15 protein-coding genes are annotated in these 15,754 nt (G+C 40.1%); 4 read left to right on the forward strand and 11 right to left on the reverse strand.

Annotation, left to right across the window (positions count from 1 at the left end; translation table 11 throughout):
• Window positions 1-232: 232 nt before the first annotated feature.
• The 3 genes from J7J00_RS04140 to J7J00_RS04150 all read right to left on the reverse strand — a co-directional run bounded on the left by J7J00_RS04140 (window position 233) and on the right by J7J00_RS04150 (window position 4,157).
• Window positions 233-1,630 (reverse strand): amino acid permease, encoded by a 1,398-nt coding sequence (locus J7J00_RS04140; RefSeq protein ID WP_214787718.1) that lies wholly within the window; start codon window positions 1,628-1,630, stop codon window positions 233-235.
• A gap of 332 nt (window positions 1,631-1,962) precedes the next feature.
• A complete protein-coding gene (locus J7J00_RS04145) occupies window positions 1,963-2,922 on the reverse strand; it encodes an L-threonine 3-dehydrogenase (protein WP_098370510.1) in 960 nt (319 codons plus the stop codon).
• A gap of 44 nt (window positions 2,923-2,966) precedes the next feature.
• Window positions 2,967-4,157 (reverse strand): glycine C-acetyltransferase, encoded by a 1,191-nt coding sequence (locus J7J00_RS04150; protein ID WP_214787721.1) that lies wholly within the window; start codon window positions 4,155-4,157, stop codon window positions 2,967-2,969.
• A 375-nt stretch (window positions 4,158-4,532) separates the two neighbouring features.
• Between J7J00_RS04150 and J7J00_RS27865 the strand changes: the two genes are divergently transcribed.
• On the forward strand, window positions 4,533-4,664 hold the full coding sequence (locus J7J00_RS27865) for a hypothetical protein (RefSeq protein WP_258832873.1): 132 nt from the start codon (window positions 4,533-4,535) through the stop codon (window positions 4,662-4,664).
• 573 nt (window positions 4,665-5,237) lie between these two features.
• Here J7J00_RS27865 and J7J00_RS04155 read toward each other — a convergent pair.
• Window positions 5,238-6,506 (reverse strand): S-adenosylmethionine decarboxylase related protein, encoded by a 1,269-nt coding sequence (locus J7J00_RS04155; protein WP_214787724.1) that lies wholly within the window; start codon window positions 6,504-6,506, stop codon window positions 5,238-5,240.
• 302 nt (window positions 6,507-6,808) lie between these two features.
• Here J7J00_RS04155 and J7J00_RS04160 point away from each other — a divergent pair, with 302 nt between their 5' ends.
• On the forward strand, window positions 6,809-7,693 hold the full coding sequence (locus tag J7J00_RS04160) for a 3-hydroxyacyl-CoA dehydrogenase (protein WP_214788248.1): 885 nt from the start codon (window positions 6,809-6,811) through the stop codon (window positions 7,691-7,693).
• 174 nt (window positions 7,694-7,867) lie between these two features.
• Here the strand turns inward: J7J00_RS04160 and J7J00_RS04165 are convergent, their stop codons facing one another.
• The 5 genes from J7J00_RS04165 to J7J00_RS04185 all read right to left on the reverse strand — a co-directional run bounded on the left by J7J00_RS04165 (window position 7,868) and on the right by J7J00_RS04185 (window position 12,104).
• Window positions 7,868-8,407, reverse strand: a complete 540-nt coding sequence (locus tag J7J00_RS04165) for a YehS family protein (protein WP_214787727.1) — start codon at window positions 8,405-8,407, stop codon at window positions 7,868-7,870.
• A 116-nt stretch (window positions 8,408-8,523) separates the two neighbouring features.
• Entirely contained in the window at window positions 8,524-9,909 is a 1,386-nt protein-coding gene (gene rlmD, locus J7J00_RS04170; protein WP_214787730.1) for a 23S rRNA (uracil(1939)-C(5))-methyltransferase RlmD, read from the reverse strand.
• Window positions 9,906-10,790 carry a DNA-3-methyladenine glycosylase family protein gene (locus J7J00_RS04175; RefSeq protein ID WP_144478864.1) on the reverse strand — a complete coding sequence of 295 codons (885 nt, stop codon included), beginning with the start codon at window positions 10,788-10,790 and terminating at the stop codon, window positions 9,906-9,908. The genes rlmD and J7J00_RS04175 overlap by 4 nt, the downstream gene beginning before the upstream one ends.
• A 122-nt stretch (window positions 10,791-10,912) precedes the next feature.
• On the reverse strand, window positions 10,913-11,698 hold the full coding sequence (pdaA, locus tag J7J00_RS04180; protein WP_396020480.1) for a delta-lactam-biosynthetic de-N-acetylase: 786 nt from the start codon (window positions 11,696-11,698) through the stop codon (window positions 10,913-10,915).
• 220 nt (window positions 11,699-11,918) lie between these two features.
• Window positions 11,919-12,104 carry a hypothetical protein gene (locus J7J00_RS04185; RefSeq protein WP_214787733.1) on the reverse strand — a complete coding sequence of 62 codons (186 nt, stop codon included), beginning with the start codon at window positions 12,102-12,104 and terminating at the stop codon, window positions 11,919-11,921.
• Window positions 12,105-12,215: 111 nt separating this feature from the next.
• Between J7J00_RS04185 and J7J00_RS04190 the strand changes: the two genes are divergently transcribed.
• Window positions 12,216-12,353 (forward strand): hypothetical protein, encoded by a 138-nt coding sequence (locus J7J00_RS04190; protein ID WP_214787736.1) that lies wholly within the window; start codon window positions 12,216-12,218, stop codon window positions 12,351-12,353.
• A gap of 50 nt (window positions 12,354-12,403) precedes the next feature.
• On the opposite strand, the gene J7J00_RS04195 is transcribed toward J7J00_RS04190, so the two are convergent.
• A complete protein-coding gene (locus tag J7J00_RS04195) occupies window positions 12,404-13,972 on the reverse strand; it encodes a fumarate hydratase (protein ID WP_098370502.1) in 1,569 nt (522 codons plus the stop codon).
• A gap of 307 nt (window positions 13,973-14,279) precedes the next feature.
• On the reverse strand, window positions 14,280-14,465 hold the full coding sequence (locus J7J00_RS04200; RefSeq protein ID WP_144527911.1) for an SE1561 family protein: 186 nt from the start codon (window positions 14,463-14,465) through the stop codon (window positions 14,280-14,282).
• A 156-nt stretch (window positions 14,466-14,621) separates the two neighbouring features.
• On the opposite strand from J7J00_RS04200, the gene yfkAB reads away from it, so the two are divergent.
• Window positions 14,622-15,743, forward strand: a complete 1,122-nt coding sequence (gene yfkAB, locus J7J00_RS04205) for a radical SAM/CxCxxxxC motif protein YfkAB (protein ID WP_396020486.1) — start codon at window positions 14,622-14,624, stop codon at window positions 15,741-15,743.
• Window positions 15,744-15,754 lie beyond the last annotated feature (11 nt).

Raw genomic sequence — 15,754 nt, forward strand, 5'->3', positions numbered from 1 at the left:
TTTTAATTAACTAAGGGTGCTCAACAAGAACCATTACTTACTGTTTTCAGTTGTTTATCGGGATATCCAAGGTCACTATACACCTCATATATCCAACAAGCAATATCTACAGCACAACTTTCATCTTCAAGTACCATTTTATCATCTCTTGTTAAAACTAAACTGCCCTTTTAGTTTCATTGGAAAAGGGCTGCCGAAGCAACCCTTTGCAAAATCCGAAGTGAATTATAGATTAACCCACTTTATCTTCCTTCTGAGCCGTTGTCTGAGCATCGGCTTGTACACGCTTGCCTATTCCAAAAGCGAAATAACTTATTACAACGATCGCCAGAAAACCTATTCCAACCATTAGTGATATACGTGTGTCATCATTAAACCACATACCGATTAATACCATAATCAAGAAAGCGATGGTCAGGTAGTTTGTAACAGGTGCAAAAGGCATTTTGAATGGATGATTGTGCATTTCTGCTTTTTTAATTTTCCTGAATTGAATTTGACTGATCAGAATGACAAACCACGGAATCATACCAGGAAGTACACTCGCACTATATACATGCACAAATAAATTTTCTGGTGCAATATAACTTAAAACAACCCCAATTGCTAACCCGACTATCACTCCGAACGTACCGAATAAAGGTACACCGCTATTAGATACTTTCGCAAAGAATTTTGGCGCTTGGCCATTCACCCCTAATGTGTAAAGCATACGTCCTGCACTGTAAATACCACTATTGCAGCCAGACATAGCAGCCGTGATTACGACAAAATTAATGATTCCAGCTGCTGCCGTGATACCAACTTTCGCAAAAGTGGCAACAAATGGACTGCCAATCGCACTTAATTGATCCCAAGGGTAAACGGTTACAATAATGAAAATCGCACCGATATAGAAAATTAAAATACGCCAAATGGTACTTTGAATCGCTTTGGTTATCGTTTTTTGCGGATCTTTTGCTTCACCAGCCGTAATCCCGATTAATTCTACACCTTGATAAGCGGCAACCACCAGTGAGAGAGCAAAGAAGAAGCCCTTCCAACCACCTGTAAATAAACCACCATGTTCCCAAAGATTCGATAATCCTAAGGCTTCCCCTCCGTTACCGATTCCAAAGAAAATAAGTCCAAATCCTGCAACGATCATTAATATAATCGTTACGATTTTAATCAGTGCAAACCAAAATTCAATTTCCCCAAAGGATTTAACGGAAATTAAGTTCGCTGCTCCAAGAATCACCATTGCGATTAAACCTGGAATCCAAGACGGGAGATCAGGGAACCAATACTGCATGTACGTACCCACTGCAATTATTTCTGCCATCCCGACAATAACCCACTGGAACCAGTTACTCCATGCAGTCATATACCCTGCCAATGGATGAATGTACTTATAACCAAATGTTGCAAATGAACCTGTACTTGGCTCTAAATACAACATTTCCCCCATTGCACGCATGATTAAGAATATAAAAATCCCAGAGATCGCATAAGCTAACATTACTGACGGACCTGTCCATTGAATCGTGCTGGCTGAACCCATAAATAAACCGACACCAATAGTTCCACCCAAAGCGATCATCTGAATATGACGACCTTTCAAGCCCCTATTCAAATCTTTGTTTGCCATTCCATTTCCCCCTACACTACTAATAGTCGAAATTTTATACAAGATGCTTAATACACTCCCTATTTAGTATAGAAATGATATAGCAGGCTCCACTTTTTTTAATCTTTCTTAAAGCTGCCTCATAAAATCATCCTTCACTCTTAAGCATTCCTGACAGTTAGAAAGATTACTATCAAATTTCATGTTATATCTTGATTCTGTTCAAGGTTTCATAGAAAGCGCTTACTTTTTATCGTTTATAACAGCCTACCCCTTAAACGTTAAAATTCCTCTGTATAAAGTAACTCGAATAAAAGAGTATTGCAACTCTTTTATTCGGCTGGCAGGTTAATTCATGCTGTTACTAAAAGGGATTTTAATCTCAGCTTCAACAACATATCATTCGTCATTTTCTCTAAATCATATTCCGCCTTGAATCCCCATTCTTCCTTTGCACAAGTTGAATCTATTGTATTTGGCCAACTATCGGCAATGGATTGTCTTACAGGATCGACCTCATAATTCATGACAAATTCCGGAATATGCCTTTTGATCTCGGCAGCAATTTGCTCCGGATCAAAGCTCATGGCTGACACATTGAAAGAATTGCGATGTTTTAATTTTGAGGCATCTGCCTCCATTAGATTAATGATGGCAGCTAAAGCATCAGGCATATACATCATATCCATATACGTTCCCTTATCAATGTAAGAAGTATATCGCTTGTTTTTAATCGCTTCATAGTAAATTTCAACTGCATAGTCGGTAGTTCCACCGCCAGGAGGTGTGACATACGAAATCAGCCCTGGGAATCGAAGCCCCCTCGTATCAACCCCAAATTTATGATGATAATAATCACATAATAACTCTCCGGATACTTTATTCACTCCGTACATCGTATTCGGTCGTTGAATGATGTCTTGCGGTGTCCAATCTTTAGGAGTGGTTGGACCAAAAGCACCAATCGAACTAGGTGTGAATAATTGGCAATCGAGTTCCCGTGCCGATTCCAAAGCATTGACCAATCCGCCCATGTTTAAATGCCAAGCTAAAAGAGGTTTCTTTTCAGCTGTTGCTGACAATAAAGCGGCTAAATGTATAATTGTATCCACTTCATGTTTTTTTGCCATGTTAAACATCGCTTTTTCATCCGTAACATCTAAAATCTCAAATGGACCTGATTGGGCAACATCGCTGTCCGTTTTTCGAATATCTGTTGCAATGATATTGTCAGCTCCATAAATCTCTCTCATTTTCAGCGTAAGTTCTGAACCAATTTGACCTAAAGCCCCCGTTACCAGTACCTTTTTCATCAAAAATCCCTCCCTATGTTTTAAACTCTGAAACAAGCAATCTCTTATATGATCGACATCTCTTTTCCTACTTTTTCATAAATGGCTATTGCACGGTCCAGCATCTCTTTTGTATGAGCAGCAGTAGGCATATTCCTCACTCTTCCTGTACCCTTTGGAACGGTAGGGAATACGATGGATTTAGCATACACACCTTCTTCATTCAGCCTCTTGCTGAATTGCTGCGTTTTTGCTTCATCCCCTATGATGCAAGGCGTAATCGGTGTTTCGCTCTCCCCGATATCAAACCCTAATTCCTTTAGGCCTTTTTTCAAGTAATCGCTGTTTTCCCACAGCTTATTTTGAAGTTCTGAGCTACTCATCAAAATATGGATGGCTTCTATACTAGCTGCAACTGCTCCCGGTGTGGCAGCCGTTGAAAATAAAAATGGACGGCTTCTCACCTTTAACCAATCAATCAAATCTTTCTTTCCTGCTACATACCCTCCAACAACACCAATGGCTTTGGATAATGTTCCAATTTGGAAATCGACTTTATCCGATAACCCAAAATGTTTTACCGTTCCTGCACCATTACCTAATACGCCCGAACCATGCGCATCATCAACATACGTAATTAAATCGAACTCTTCTGCTATCTCCACAATTTCAGGAAGCTTGGCAATATCCCCATCCATCGAGAACACTCCATCGGTAATAACCATGACTTTGTTATACAATCCGGACTCCTTTGCTTGGCGTGCTTTTGTCCGTAAATCGTCCATGTCGGAATGGATAAAGGGAATAATTTTAGCCTTGGATAATCGGCATCCATCAATGATTGAAGCATGATTCAGTTCATCTGAAAGAATGGCATCGTGTTTATCCATCACTCCTGAAATCGCTGCCATATTACAGTTAAATCCAGATTGATAAGCAATGGCTGCTTCTGTATGTTTAAACTCGGCAAGCTTTTCTTCTAATTTGACGTGAATATCCAATGTTCCGTTGATTGTACGAACGGCACCGGCACCGACACCATATGTTTTCGTCGCTTCTATGCAAGCCTCTATTAATCGTCTATCTGTTGCTAAACCTAAATAATTATTGGATGATAAATTAATTAGCTCCCTGCCTGCAATGGTGATTACCGGACCATTTGGACCTTCCACCGGATCAATAACGTTGTATAGTCCCTTTTCTTTTAAATCTTCCAAATTTTCTTTCAAAAATTGATTTAATACTTCACTTGACATTTAATATACCCCCTCATTGATGGCTGGAATAAATGCAGGATTTTTATATGTTTTACCCCTATTTTAAAAATATTGTATTTATTTCCTTTTTTCTAAAAATACAGCTGTCTTCTCCAAAAACACACACAGGATTAACCTAAATCCCTTTATACTAAGTGTTATAACAATCATAATAATAGATAATTTTAATGTTGTCCATATTGTGTGGACAAAAAAATCGGAATTTTTATAGTTTCACAATAAACATCCGCCTAAAATGCACTTATATCAATGGAAATACGAAGAGAAAATAATCATCACTTTTCAATGTGAACGATGTTTTATCTTCTGTTTTTTGGAGACATTAACAAATAACTACAAATAAGGAGGGGTATTGTGAAAACAGAAGATGAAAAAACCTCGGAAGGCCTAAATGAGATTTTTGAGATTATCAATGCAAAAGGTGACATTGGGGAACTAAAAGAAATCGTCCAAAAACCTGATGAACAAACAAATGAAGACAAGTAAACCAAAGGGATTGATTATCCTCTTTCAATTTGTCGACAAAAGGTAGTCCGGAATGCTCTCCTGCCGAATCCCTTCCACGATTTTACCGAAGTGATTTTTACCATATTTTTAAAACAATACTTGGTTATACTCTATGATTTTTTACTGTTTTAAATGAGACGAAAACTCACTGAATTGAAGAAATTTGCGCCCCCCTTCCAGATGAGGCTTGGCAGACAGTCGGCGGAAAGGGAGCGAATTTCTTCAATCAAGCTGGAACTTTTTTCAAAGAAAAAACTGAAATTGTCTATAGTCTGCAAGGGGATTAATAATCCTCTTTTTTGTCTGTTTTACATTGTACTAATGGACGCTAAAGTCCATTACAACAATAAAAAAAGAGCTGCTGATCAGCTCCGTATATTGACGTAACGTTACGTAAAAAGAAGATCAATAAAACAAAAAGTTATGCACATTCAGAAGGAAAATTTGAAGAATAAGGATTTCTCCTTTTTCCTTTACCCCACCTTGCGCACAACTTTATATAGTTGAAAATTTAAGCCAGCTCCCTTCATTGATGCCGACTTAAAATTCACATTATTGATTCATCTTTTTCATTCTGTGAAGTAAAGGACCATCTGAATGATTGTTTTCCCCAATTACAAAACTCGTCATATAATAGGTCAAATATTGACCGTAATGATTATTGGTATTTAACAATAACTCATCCACATAGTATACCCCTTTGGGGACTTGATCCATTAGCAGCACCGATAATGAAGCATATATCCCGCAGGCCACTTGAAAGTATGTTGCATTGGTTTTGTATTTGGAAAAGATATCGCGATTACTTAATGTATTATACATATAACGCTCCTTATCTTGATAAACAATAAGGACACCAACTAGATCTTCCCCGTCAAGTTCGGCTTCAAGCGGATCGAGAACCTTCATCTCATGGTTCCATAATTGATCGGCGTCATCCAGTTTCGAGCGGATTAACTCCGTCGTATGGTCATTTATCTTATATAAAAAACCGCCTTCCATATCATACAATTTACCTAAAGTATATACTTCCTCATGAGGCATTAAACAACCGTAAAACTGTTTGTCCCCTAATGTGACCTTAAATTCGACATCATAAACATTTTCATATAAAAAGAGCGGTGTATGGTGATTCATAAACATTGGATAGCTTGAAATAGCCTCATCCAGAAAGCACTCGGGAGACCAGGTTGTGTAAATGACGTCATTCTTTGCCTTCGATTTGTCCTTAAAAAACGAATTGTCATGCTCTACAATGTAACAGCCAAGCGGTCGTTCCTCTGGATCACTCTTTAACAGCTCAATGGCCATCCATTGGACCACCCCTGGATTCATTCCCGACCCAATTATAGCTGTAGAATTGGAAAATTGATCTTTAACCTTTTCAAAATGCCTGATCCGTTCAATTAGAGGAAACCCATAATATAATTCTTCATTTTCATCGATCATTGTGTTTTCTAAAGCGGAATTAACATAATTAACGCCTAATGCGTCGCAGCATTGCAGCATTTCAACCGTATCCGCCCATGAAAGATCAATGACACATAATGTTTTTGTGCTTTCAAGATGCTTAATAAACCGCTTTTTATCTTTTAAATCAAATTGATGCAGTACAATTTGATCTTTTAGCAATGGAAATAATTCATGATAATATTTTTCTTCCTTTTGTTTAATATCAATTAAGTGAATAATACAGCTGGATATAAAAATATGGATTGGATCCTTTTTATCAATAGCTGATTTATTCAATATGGCAAGTATTGATTTTGCGGCCCCTCCTGCACTCCCAAGAATGGTTATCACTTTCTGGTAATCATCCATTTTTGCACCTCGTCCAACCTTTTATTATAAACTATGTGGTTACGGGTGAAATGCAATGGGCAACTGAGGAAATGAGCAATACGTACAAGCTATCATCAATCCAAAATGATAGGAAGGTTATGAAGAAACTCCTGCACCTAAGAAAGGGGTGTTACGTTTTAATATGCGTTTATCGGATCCCTTAAAGGGAAAATAATATATATATCCTAAGCTATCCCTGCATCCATTTTCAAGATAAGTGAAATAATTAACTAGAAGAGATATCCAAAGAAATAAAGGAGAATGGCTGTGAAGTATAAAATATCACGATTGCCGGCAGCGGTGTTTTAGGAAGTCAGATCGCATTTCAAACCGCCTTCAAAGGATTCAACGTATCTGTATATGACATCAATGGTGAAGCATTGGAACGTGCAAAAGATAGGATCACTAATTTGAAGCCATACCATAAAGAAGACATAGGCGCAACGGAGAAAGATCTCCATACTGCTTATGCCCGCATTTCTTTCCACAGTGATTTATCTGCTGCAGTAGCCGAAGCTGCCCTTGTGATTGAAGCGATTCCAGAAGTGGTTCAAATCAAAACGGATTTTTACACGGAGTTAGGAAAAGTGGCTCCTGATAAAACAATTTTCGCGACGAACTCTTCTACATTATTGCCAAGCCAATTTGCCGAAGCAACAGGCCGTCCAAAAAAATTCCTGGCGTTACACTTCGCTAATGAGATTTGGAAAAACAATACGGCAGAAATCATGAAACATCCTGGAACGGATAGTGAAGTGTTCGATGAAGTGATTGATTTTGCAAAAGCGATTGGAATGGTTCCTCTGCCTTTACATAAAGAGCAGCTAGGCTATATTTTAAATTCCCTATTGGTCCCCCTTTTGGATGCTGCCCAAATGCTCTTATTAAATGGAGTGGCAGATACGGAAACCATCGATAAAACGTGGATGGTCGCAACAGGAGCGCCTCTTGGCCCTTTCGCCATTTTAGACGTGGTAGGAATCAATACCGCTTATAATATTTCACTTACAAAAGCGAAAGCGACAGGAGATCCAGAGGTTGAAAAGCTGGCTAACCTATTGAAAACAGAGTATATCGATAAAGGGAAAATCGGTAGAGAAGCAGGAGAAGGCTTCTATAAATATACCAACCCCAATTTTGCAAAACCAGACTTTTTAAGAGGTTAATGAACGTGCGAAGGTGCCTTAAGGGCGCCTTCTGTTTTTTAACTGTTTCGCACTTTCCAATAACTTCAATAACGTTCATACGAAAAGAAAAAGACCCTGAAATCGGAAAAGTACTTTTCACGAAGTCAAAGCCTAATTGTAATGATGTGCATGATAAAAACAGGTACTGAACCCTTATCCCCTATATCTCAAAGTTAATCCTTTTAAGAAATTTCTGGCGTATCGATCCCCACACTCTTTATAATTCCTATGACCCACTTTTCTTAATATAGCGCTCAATTCCCCTTTTGTTATCATGACACCTGCTTCGTCCAAGATATCAATCATATCTTCGCTGGTTAATGTCAATGCTATTTTCAGTTTCTTCAGAAGGATATTATTCACACTTTCCTTATTCTTTACAGCCAGTGCCTGACTTTGAGGCTGACCAGGTTTTGGCTCTTGTCTCCCTCTTTTAAATATGATCAAACCATTTAAAAAAGACTCTAACATCATGTTATTGCAGTTTACCCCAACTTCATCTTCATCCATATCATCATCATCATCATCATATTCATCATATTCATCATAATAATCATCTTTTGGTTTTGTGAGCATCTGCAGGACTTCTTCTCTTGTCACTTCAATATCCCCGAGCTTAAATATCTCAACCATATCTTTATTTTTAATATCCAGCGCATATCTTAATCGAATTAATATATCATGATTATGCATCCAAAACCCTCCTATGTAATTCTCGATTTCACAGTACTTTCATTATTTCACAAATGGATGGAAATAAACGCAGATTAAAATCCGAGAACCTTTTACAGATTCCCGGATCACTCTGCTTATTCTTTAATCAGCTTCAATGAGGTTACTACTTCAACATGGCTCGTCTGCGGGAACATGTCCACCGGCTGCATGGCCTCCACGCGATAAGAAGAGCCCAGTTCTTGTAAGTCCTTCGCCAATGTGGACGGGTTGCATGATACGTACACAATGGTTTTCGGTTTAACTTTCAAGATTGTCTGCAGTAATGATTGATCACAGCCGGATCTTGGCGGGTCGACGACCAGTACGTCCGGTTTCCAGCCTTCTTTAGTCCAGCGTGGAAGGATATTCTCGGCTTTTCCTGTTTCATAGAATACATTGTTGCGTTTATGTTTTTTTGCATTTTTCTTGGCGTCCTCAATGGATTCTTTAATGACGTCCATTCCTCTGACTTCTTTGGCATTTTCGGACAGCCATAGGCCAATAGTCCCAACACCGCAATAAGCGTCAACAACTTTTTCCGTGCCGGTTAAGGCTGCTGCTTTTTTCACTTCATCATATAAGCGAACAGTTTGGACCGGGTTAAGCTGGAAGAAAGTTCGGGCTGATAGTTCGTATGATAGGTCACCCAATGTTTCGTTGATGACTTTTTCACCTGCCAGGTGAATCGTTTTTTCGCCAAAGATAAGTGATGTGTTCTGGTTGTTGATGTTTTGAACGACCGATTTCACTTCTGGCAGTTGGTCACGAATTTGTTTAAGCAACTGATCTTTTTGTGGAATTTCCTCCGCACCAGTAACGAGGACAACCTGTACTTCACCTGTTTCAAAGCCTACCCGTGTAATGACCGTACGGATAACACCTTTTCTTTTTCTTTCGTTATAAATCGAGATGTTCAGGTTCTTTAGTATCTTTTTCACTGTACGCGTTACCTTATTTGTTGCCTTATGCTGTACAAGGCAATTCGGGATATCGATCAGTGTGTGGGAATTCAAGCCGTAAAGGCCAGCAATCAATTTGCCATCTTTTTGGCCGACTTGGTACTGACTTTTATTGCGGTAATTCCAAGGATCTTCCATGCCAATCGTTTCTTTTATATTTAATGAAGAAACTGGGAATTCTGAATGACGTTCCATCGCTTGAATGACGATATCGCGTTTTTCAATAAGCTGCTGGGCATAACTTAAATGCTGTAACTGACATCCGCCGCATTCAGCGTAAACCGGACATGGTGCTGCAATGCGATGCGGTGATTCTTTACGGATGGTTTTTATTTTCGCCTCGGTGAAGTTTGGCTGAACCTTTGTGACCAAAGCTACAATTTCTTCACCAGGCAATGCACCTGGGACGAAGACGACTTTCTTTTTGAAATAACCGACTCCCTCCCCGTTAATGCCAAGCCGTTTAATCGTAAGGGGAAGGGTTTGATTTACTTCCAGTTTTGTATCTTGAATGTTTGTCATTTCTTTTCACTCCGTTTTTCAATGCTTCTCCACAAATAGAGGGAAGCGTAGCTTAGATATGGGGCCCATTTCACACTATAGGACTCCATTTCTTCTTGGGTCGGCTTTTGCGGTAAGCCATATAATATTTTCAAGGCATTTTGAATGCCAATATCGGCTTTAGGAAATAGGTTCGGCCGGCCAAGTCCAAAAAGCAGGAAGTTTTCAGCCGTCCATCTACCGATACCGCGTATTTTTATTAGTGTATCCATAACCTCTTGATCGGATAGCTTTTCCATTATATCAAGGTTGAGATGGCCTTGAATGATCTGCTCGGAAAGTCCGATGACGTATTCGGCTTTCCGGCCACTGAATTGAATGGCTCTTAATTGTTCGATTTGAAGTTGGGCTGTTGTTTCCGGTGTCGGATAAAACCAGGCACCTTCCATCTGGTAGCCGAAGGTTTTAACGAATCGTTCCGTGAGCGTATGGGCAAAGGATAAGTTCAATTGCTGATGTATGATGCATTTGACGAGGCAACTGTAGTAATCGAAGTCCAAGACTATGGCAGTACCGCGGTGCTCTTCAAAGATTTCCCTTAAATCTGATTCCCGGAAATGCCGGGAAACGCCTTCTAATGGCTGATGCCAATGAAAAACCTTTTTTAACCGTTCGATTGCTTTTGACTTGTAAACCTCTGAATGACCTTTGATGATAAATGATGGTTCATCGATATTTCCTATTGCCTGAACCTGTAAAACGATTGGTTCTTTTTCTATATATAGCGGAACTTTTACCGTCCTGTTAGTAAAATCAACTACCTGAAGTGGGTCTAACGATAATCGTTCGAGAACTAGATCGAAATTATAGGGTCCTTGAACCTGTAATTTTTCTGTCCACACAAGCGATCCATCCTTTAGCAGTTTTCCACGTATTATAGCATGTTTCTAGAAATATTACTTGAAATTGAAGAGAATGGATAAAAGCGGGACCTGAATTATCACTACAGGACCCGCTTCTCATTTTAATAAAGCATTCGATTCGGCAACCGTTTCTCAATCATTAAATCATCAAGGCTACTGAATGTATACCCCTGTTTTTCAAGATCCGTCAGAATTGAGTCCAATGCTTCCGCATTATCCTTCGATACGGTATGCAGTAATAATATCGCGCCAGGATGAATCTGCTTAAGCACTTCATCGTGTGCGAACGCGGCACCCCTTTGTTGATCAACAATCCAGTCTTTATATGCCAGTGACCAGAAGATGTGGTAATACCCTTCTTTTTTTGCGACCCTCATTGTTCTCTCATTAAATACCCCACGAGGCGGCCTTAAGTAATTCATTCCCTTTTGCCCCGTTAATTTTTCCGTTGCTTTTTTTACCCGCTCAAGCTCCATGCGTATCACATCGTCCGTCACGCTGGTCATATCCGGATGGTTCCATGAATGGTTTCCTACGATATGCCCCTCATTAGCCATACGGACAACAAGCTCAGGTGCGGTCTTTAAATAATGACCTGTTACAAAGAAAGCTCCAGGAGCACCATGTTTTTTCAGAACATCTAAAATCTGGGCCGTATAGCCATTTTCATAACCGTTATCAAACGTTAAATAAACGGCTTTTTTCTTTGTATCCCCTTTATAAATCGCTTCATATTCAGGCAGCATCTCATTGAATTTTTTACCGGCATCGGCAGGTGTCCCATTTTTCCCTTTATTGAAACCCCAGTTATAGGATTCTGCAAAGGCTGGGCTTGCCAAAGAGCATATCAAGCATATAAAAGCGGATAAAATCACCATTTTTTTCATTGGAATATCCCCCATGTCCTTTTTTCTTATTGTTTGGAACATGGAGATTTATATGCATCATATTGTGAATGTCGAATTATTGGGTCACGGATCTAATTCACTACGCTCAGGGACCAATTTTAGTACCGCGGGCTGAATTATTAGAAGTATTCCCCGCAAAACCTTAATCCACATAAAAAAAGGCCTATCCTCCAAAAAGGATTGGCCCCCCATGCTTTGTTTATCCTTTAAATAACGCTTGTGCCGCCTTCCAAATAATGGCGATAGCAAAAATGAGAACGATTACAATTCCGACTACGTCAAGGAATGTTTCAAGACCGGAGAAAATCGTATTTGCCACAGGAAGTTTGATGAAAGCAAAACCGGATAACATGGCGATAAAGAATAAGATGTAGCTATTCTGCATGAAAATCCCCCCTTTCTCTTCTAATGTATGTGCGAGCGTTCCAAAAGATTGTACTTTTTTGAGTTAATTATCGCCTTTTTTTCCATATACATTTAGCAAGGGGGGAATGAAATGCTGGAATGGGTTATCACTATAGGCTTTGTTGGTTGTCTTGGTTTAGGTGGCGGAGTGTTTATTCATTTTTTGAAAAGTGGATTGAATTTAGAGGATGCTTCAAGGATCGATCCACTGCCTGAAACCGAAGAGTAAGATATGAAAAAGACGCTCAACCGTTTGGTGAGCGTCTTTTTTCCATACAATTATTTAAAAACTGGTTCTTTGAATTGTGCCAATTTTTCCAACGAAGATTGCTGAACGTCTTTATGCAGGCTGTTTCCATGTGAATCCATGGTAACTACGGCAGTAAATCCTTCAACATTCAGATGCCACATCGCTTCTGGAATACCAAATTCGGTGAAGTTCACACCTTCGACGGACTTGATGCAGTCTGCATAATATTGAGCAGCCCCGCCGATTGCATTTAGATAAACGCCGCCGTGTTCACTTAGTGCCTCTAGTGTTTTTGGTCCCATTCCGCCTTTACCGATAACTGCACGGATGCCGAATCGTTTCATGATATCTCCTTGGTATGGTTCTTCACGAATACTTGTTGTTGGTCCGGCAGCCTTCACATGCCATTTACCTTCTTCGTCCTTCAGCATAACTGGGCCACAATGATAGATGATTTGTCCATCTAGGTCGATTGGTGCAGGATTTTCAGATAAATGCTTGTGGATAGCGTCACGGCCTGTATACATTCTTCCGTTAATATGAACTACGTCACCAACTTTTAACTCACGGATTTGTTCTTCCGTGATTGGTGCTTGCAGGGTGATTTCACGGGAAGCTTTAACGTCCGATTCAGCAGCGGCTGCCACTTCATCCTTCGCTGCTTTTTCTGCTTCTAAAGCAAAGTCGATTTTCTCGCCTTCTTGATACAACCACTCATTGATTTCACCTGTTTCAGGATTGACTTTCACTCCTAAACGGCGGAACGCCCAGCAGTTGTAAGCAACGGATACGAAAAAGCTTGCCGGAATACGGTGCATGACACCGATTTTACATCCAAGCAGTGTAGTTTCGCCGCCAAAGCCCATCGTGCCGATTCCCAATTCATTAGCTGTCTTCATGATGTAATCTTCAAGTTTACGAAGGTCTTCATTCGGATTCACATCTTCATTACTGCGGAAAAGTTGAGCTTTAGCCAGATCATATCCGGATGAACGGTCCCCTCCTATACCAACGCCGATGAAGCCGGCACTGCAGCCTTGTCCTTGTGCTTGGTAGACAGAGTGAAGTACACATTTACGGATTCCGTCCAAATCACGGCCCGCTTTCCCCAATCCTTCAAGCTCCATAGGCAGACTGTATTGGATGTTTTTATTTTCACAGCCGCCGCCTTTTAAGATAAGACGAACATCAATATAGTCATTTTCCCATTGATCGAATTTAATGACAGGAAGACCTTCCCCAAGGTTATCCCCGCTATTTTCACCCGATAAAGAGTCAACTGCGTTTGGACGAAGTTTTCCGCCTTTAGTCGCTAAAATGATCGCATTTCGGATTGCTTTTTTTATTTCAAGTTGGTTCACGCCAACTGGAGTTTTTATTTTGAAAGTCGGCAGACCCGTATCCTGACAAATCGGTGATACGTTGTCGTCAGCCATTGTAATATTATTCGTGATGGTGTCCAAGCTTAATGCAGAACGAGTACCTGCATTTTCACGTTGTTTTGCACTTTTGACCGCACGACGAACATCCTTTGGAAGATTCGTTGAAGTTTCAACGATAAGACTGTACATACTTTCTTGGAATTTTTGAATATCCAAATTTCTCTTCCCCCTCTTATTTCCCCTAGATTAGATTTAATCATTTCCCTGCTTCTCTATAAATAGCGAATGATTCAACACCCGTTTTATTATACATCTAACATAATCTTTCGAAAACAAGTAATTATTTTTCTTAATGAACAGCAATTTGGAGAGAAATGATCAAAGCGCCCTAAATAGCCCATAAGTCAAAATATCATCACCAATCATTTCCAAGAAGATTTGATATTAAAAAGGGATGACGCAGGTTTCTCGTCATCCCTTCATGAATATTAACATTGAAAAAGTCATACTATCGAAACAGATATTAGTCTTCCCGGGTTTTGAATTGTTCCACTTTGCCTTCCAAATCATCTATCATGCCGATTAAACGGTCTATATCTTCCAACTCCGTATTTTCCGGTTCGATATGATCAAGAACTTCCATGAACATCGTGAGGCGTTCTTTTAAGTATGATAATTGTTCGTTTTTACCTGTAATGGATTTTCCCATGAGGCACTCTCCTTCCGTTCTTCTTTCATCGTAACGAAATCCGCTTGAAAGTGCAATGGCAAGCTATAAATGCAGCTCTCCGCCATTTGACAATTTTTGTTCCCATTGTTCATAATGGGTTAGTGCATTATTACGTAAGGAGTTTTAAATATGTCAATAATCAAGCAAGATCTTTTAACACCAATTACACCCAAGTATGATCCTTGGGAAGCATATATGGACGTTGAACAATATGGAAAACTCAGCCTCACCAACGTGGAGTTCACCACCACCACCCTTTGCAATATGCGTTGTGAACATTGTGCCGTCGGTTACACACTTCAGCCCAAGGACCCGGATGCCCTGCCTCTGGAATTACTGATTCAGCGCCTTGATGAGATCCCTTTGCTTCGCTCGCTCAGCATCACTGGCGGGGAACCGATGCTTTCAAGAAAACAAGTGAAGAATTATGTTTTGCCTCTATTGAAATATGCCCGTAGCCGCGGGGTGCGGACACAGATCAATTCCAATTTGACCCTTGACTTGGAACGGTATGAGGAAATCATTCCTTATTTAGATGTTCTGCACATTTCCCATAACTGGGGAACGATCGATGAATTCATTGATATCGGCTTTGCCATGATGGACCGAAAACCATCTCGGGAACAGCGGAAGAAATTATTTGATAAAATGATTGAAAATTCCCGTGCCCTGACAAAAGCTGGTGTGCTGGTATCTGCAGAAACGATGCTTAATAAACGGACATTGCCTCATCTTGAGCATATTCACAGACAGATCGTCGATGAAATGGGATGTCAAAGGCACGAAATTCATCCGATGTATCCAAGCGATTTCGCTTCGGCGCTAGAAACTTTATCATTGGATAGTATGCGTGAAGCGATTCATCATTTGCTTGACATCCGTGATGAAAATGTTTGGATGCTTTTCGGTACCCTGCCATTTTATCCTTGCAATAACAACAAAGAGGATATAAAGCTGCTTCAACGCCTTTATGGTTCACATAAAGTGACTGTACGGAATGACCCTGATGGACGTTCCAGGTTGAACATCAATATTTTCACCGGGGAAGTGATCGTGACCGATTTCGGGGACGCGCCTACATTAGGGAATATTAAAGACCAGCCCTTGACCGATTCCTATGACACATGGATGAATTCGAAACTGGCCAATGAATTGAACTGCCACTGCCCCACAGTCAAATGTCTGGGCCCGAATGTTCTCATCAAAAATGCCTACTACCCGAAGGAGGACTTCAGGATGAGGAATTCAACCATATGAGAAAAACTCGC

The organism is Bacillus sp. ISL-4 (assembly GCF_018613275.1).
GTDB classification, from domain to species: Bacteria; Bacillota; Bacilli; order Bacillales; family DSM-1321; genus Peribacillus; species Peribacillus simplex_E.

Coding starts and splice junctions, on each gene's coding strand:
- J7J00_RS04145 (WP_098370510.1), bottom strand. CDS start 2,922: ATGAAAAAGGTACTGGTAACGGGGGCTTTAGGTCAAATTGGTTCAGAA.
- J7J00_RS04185 (WP_214787733.1), bottom strand. CDS start 12,104: ATGCAGAATAGCTACATCTTATTCTTTATCGCCATGTTATCCGGTTTT.
- J7J00_RS04190 (WP_214787736.1), top strand. CDS start 12,216: ATGCTGGAATGGGTTATCACTATAGGCTTTGTTGGTTGTCTTGGTTTA.
- J7J00_RS04140 (WP_214787718.1), bottom strand. CDS start 1,630: ATGGCAAACAAAGATTTGAATAGGGGCTTGAAAGGTCGTCATATTCAG.
- rlmD (WP_214787730.1), bottom strand. CDS start 9,909: ATGACAAACATTCAAGATACAAAACTGGAAGTAAATCAAACCCTTCCC.
- J7J00_RS04200 (WP_144527911.1), bottom strand. CDS start 14,465: ATGGGAAAATCCATTACAGGTAAAAACGAACAATTATCATACTTAAAA.
- pdaA (WP_396020480.1), bottom strand. CDS start 11,698: ATGAAAAAAATGGTGATTTTATCCGCTTTTATATGCTTGATATGCTCT.
- J7J00_RS04150 (WP_214787721.1), bottom strand. CDS start 4,157: ATGTCAAGTGAAGTATTAAATCAATTTTTGAAAGAAAATTTGGAAGAT.
- J7J00_RS04165 (WP_214787727.1), bottom strand. CDS start 8,407: ATGCATAATCATGATATATTAATTCGATTAAGATATGCGCTGGATATT.
- J7J00_RS04155 (WP_214787724.1), bottom strand. CDS start 6,506: ATGGATGATTACCAGAAAGTGATAACCATTCTTGGGAGTGCAGGAGGG.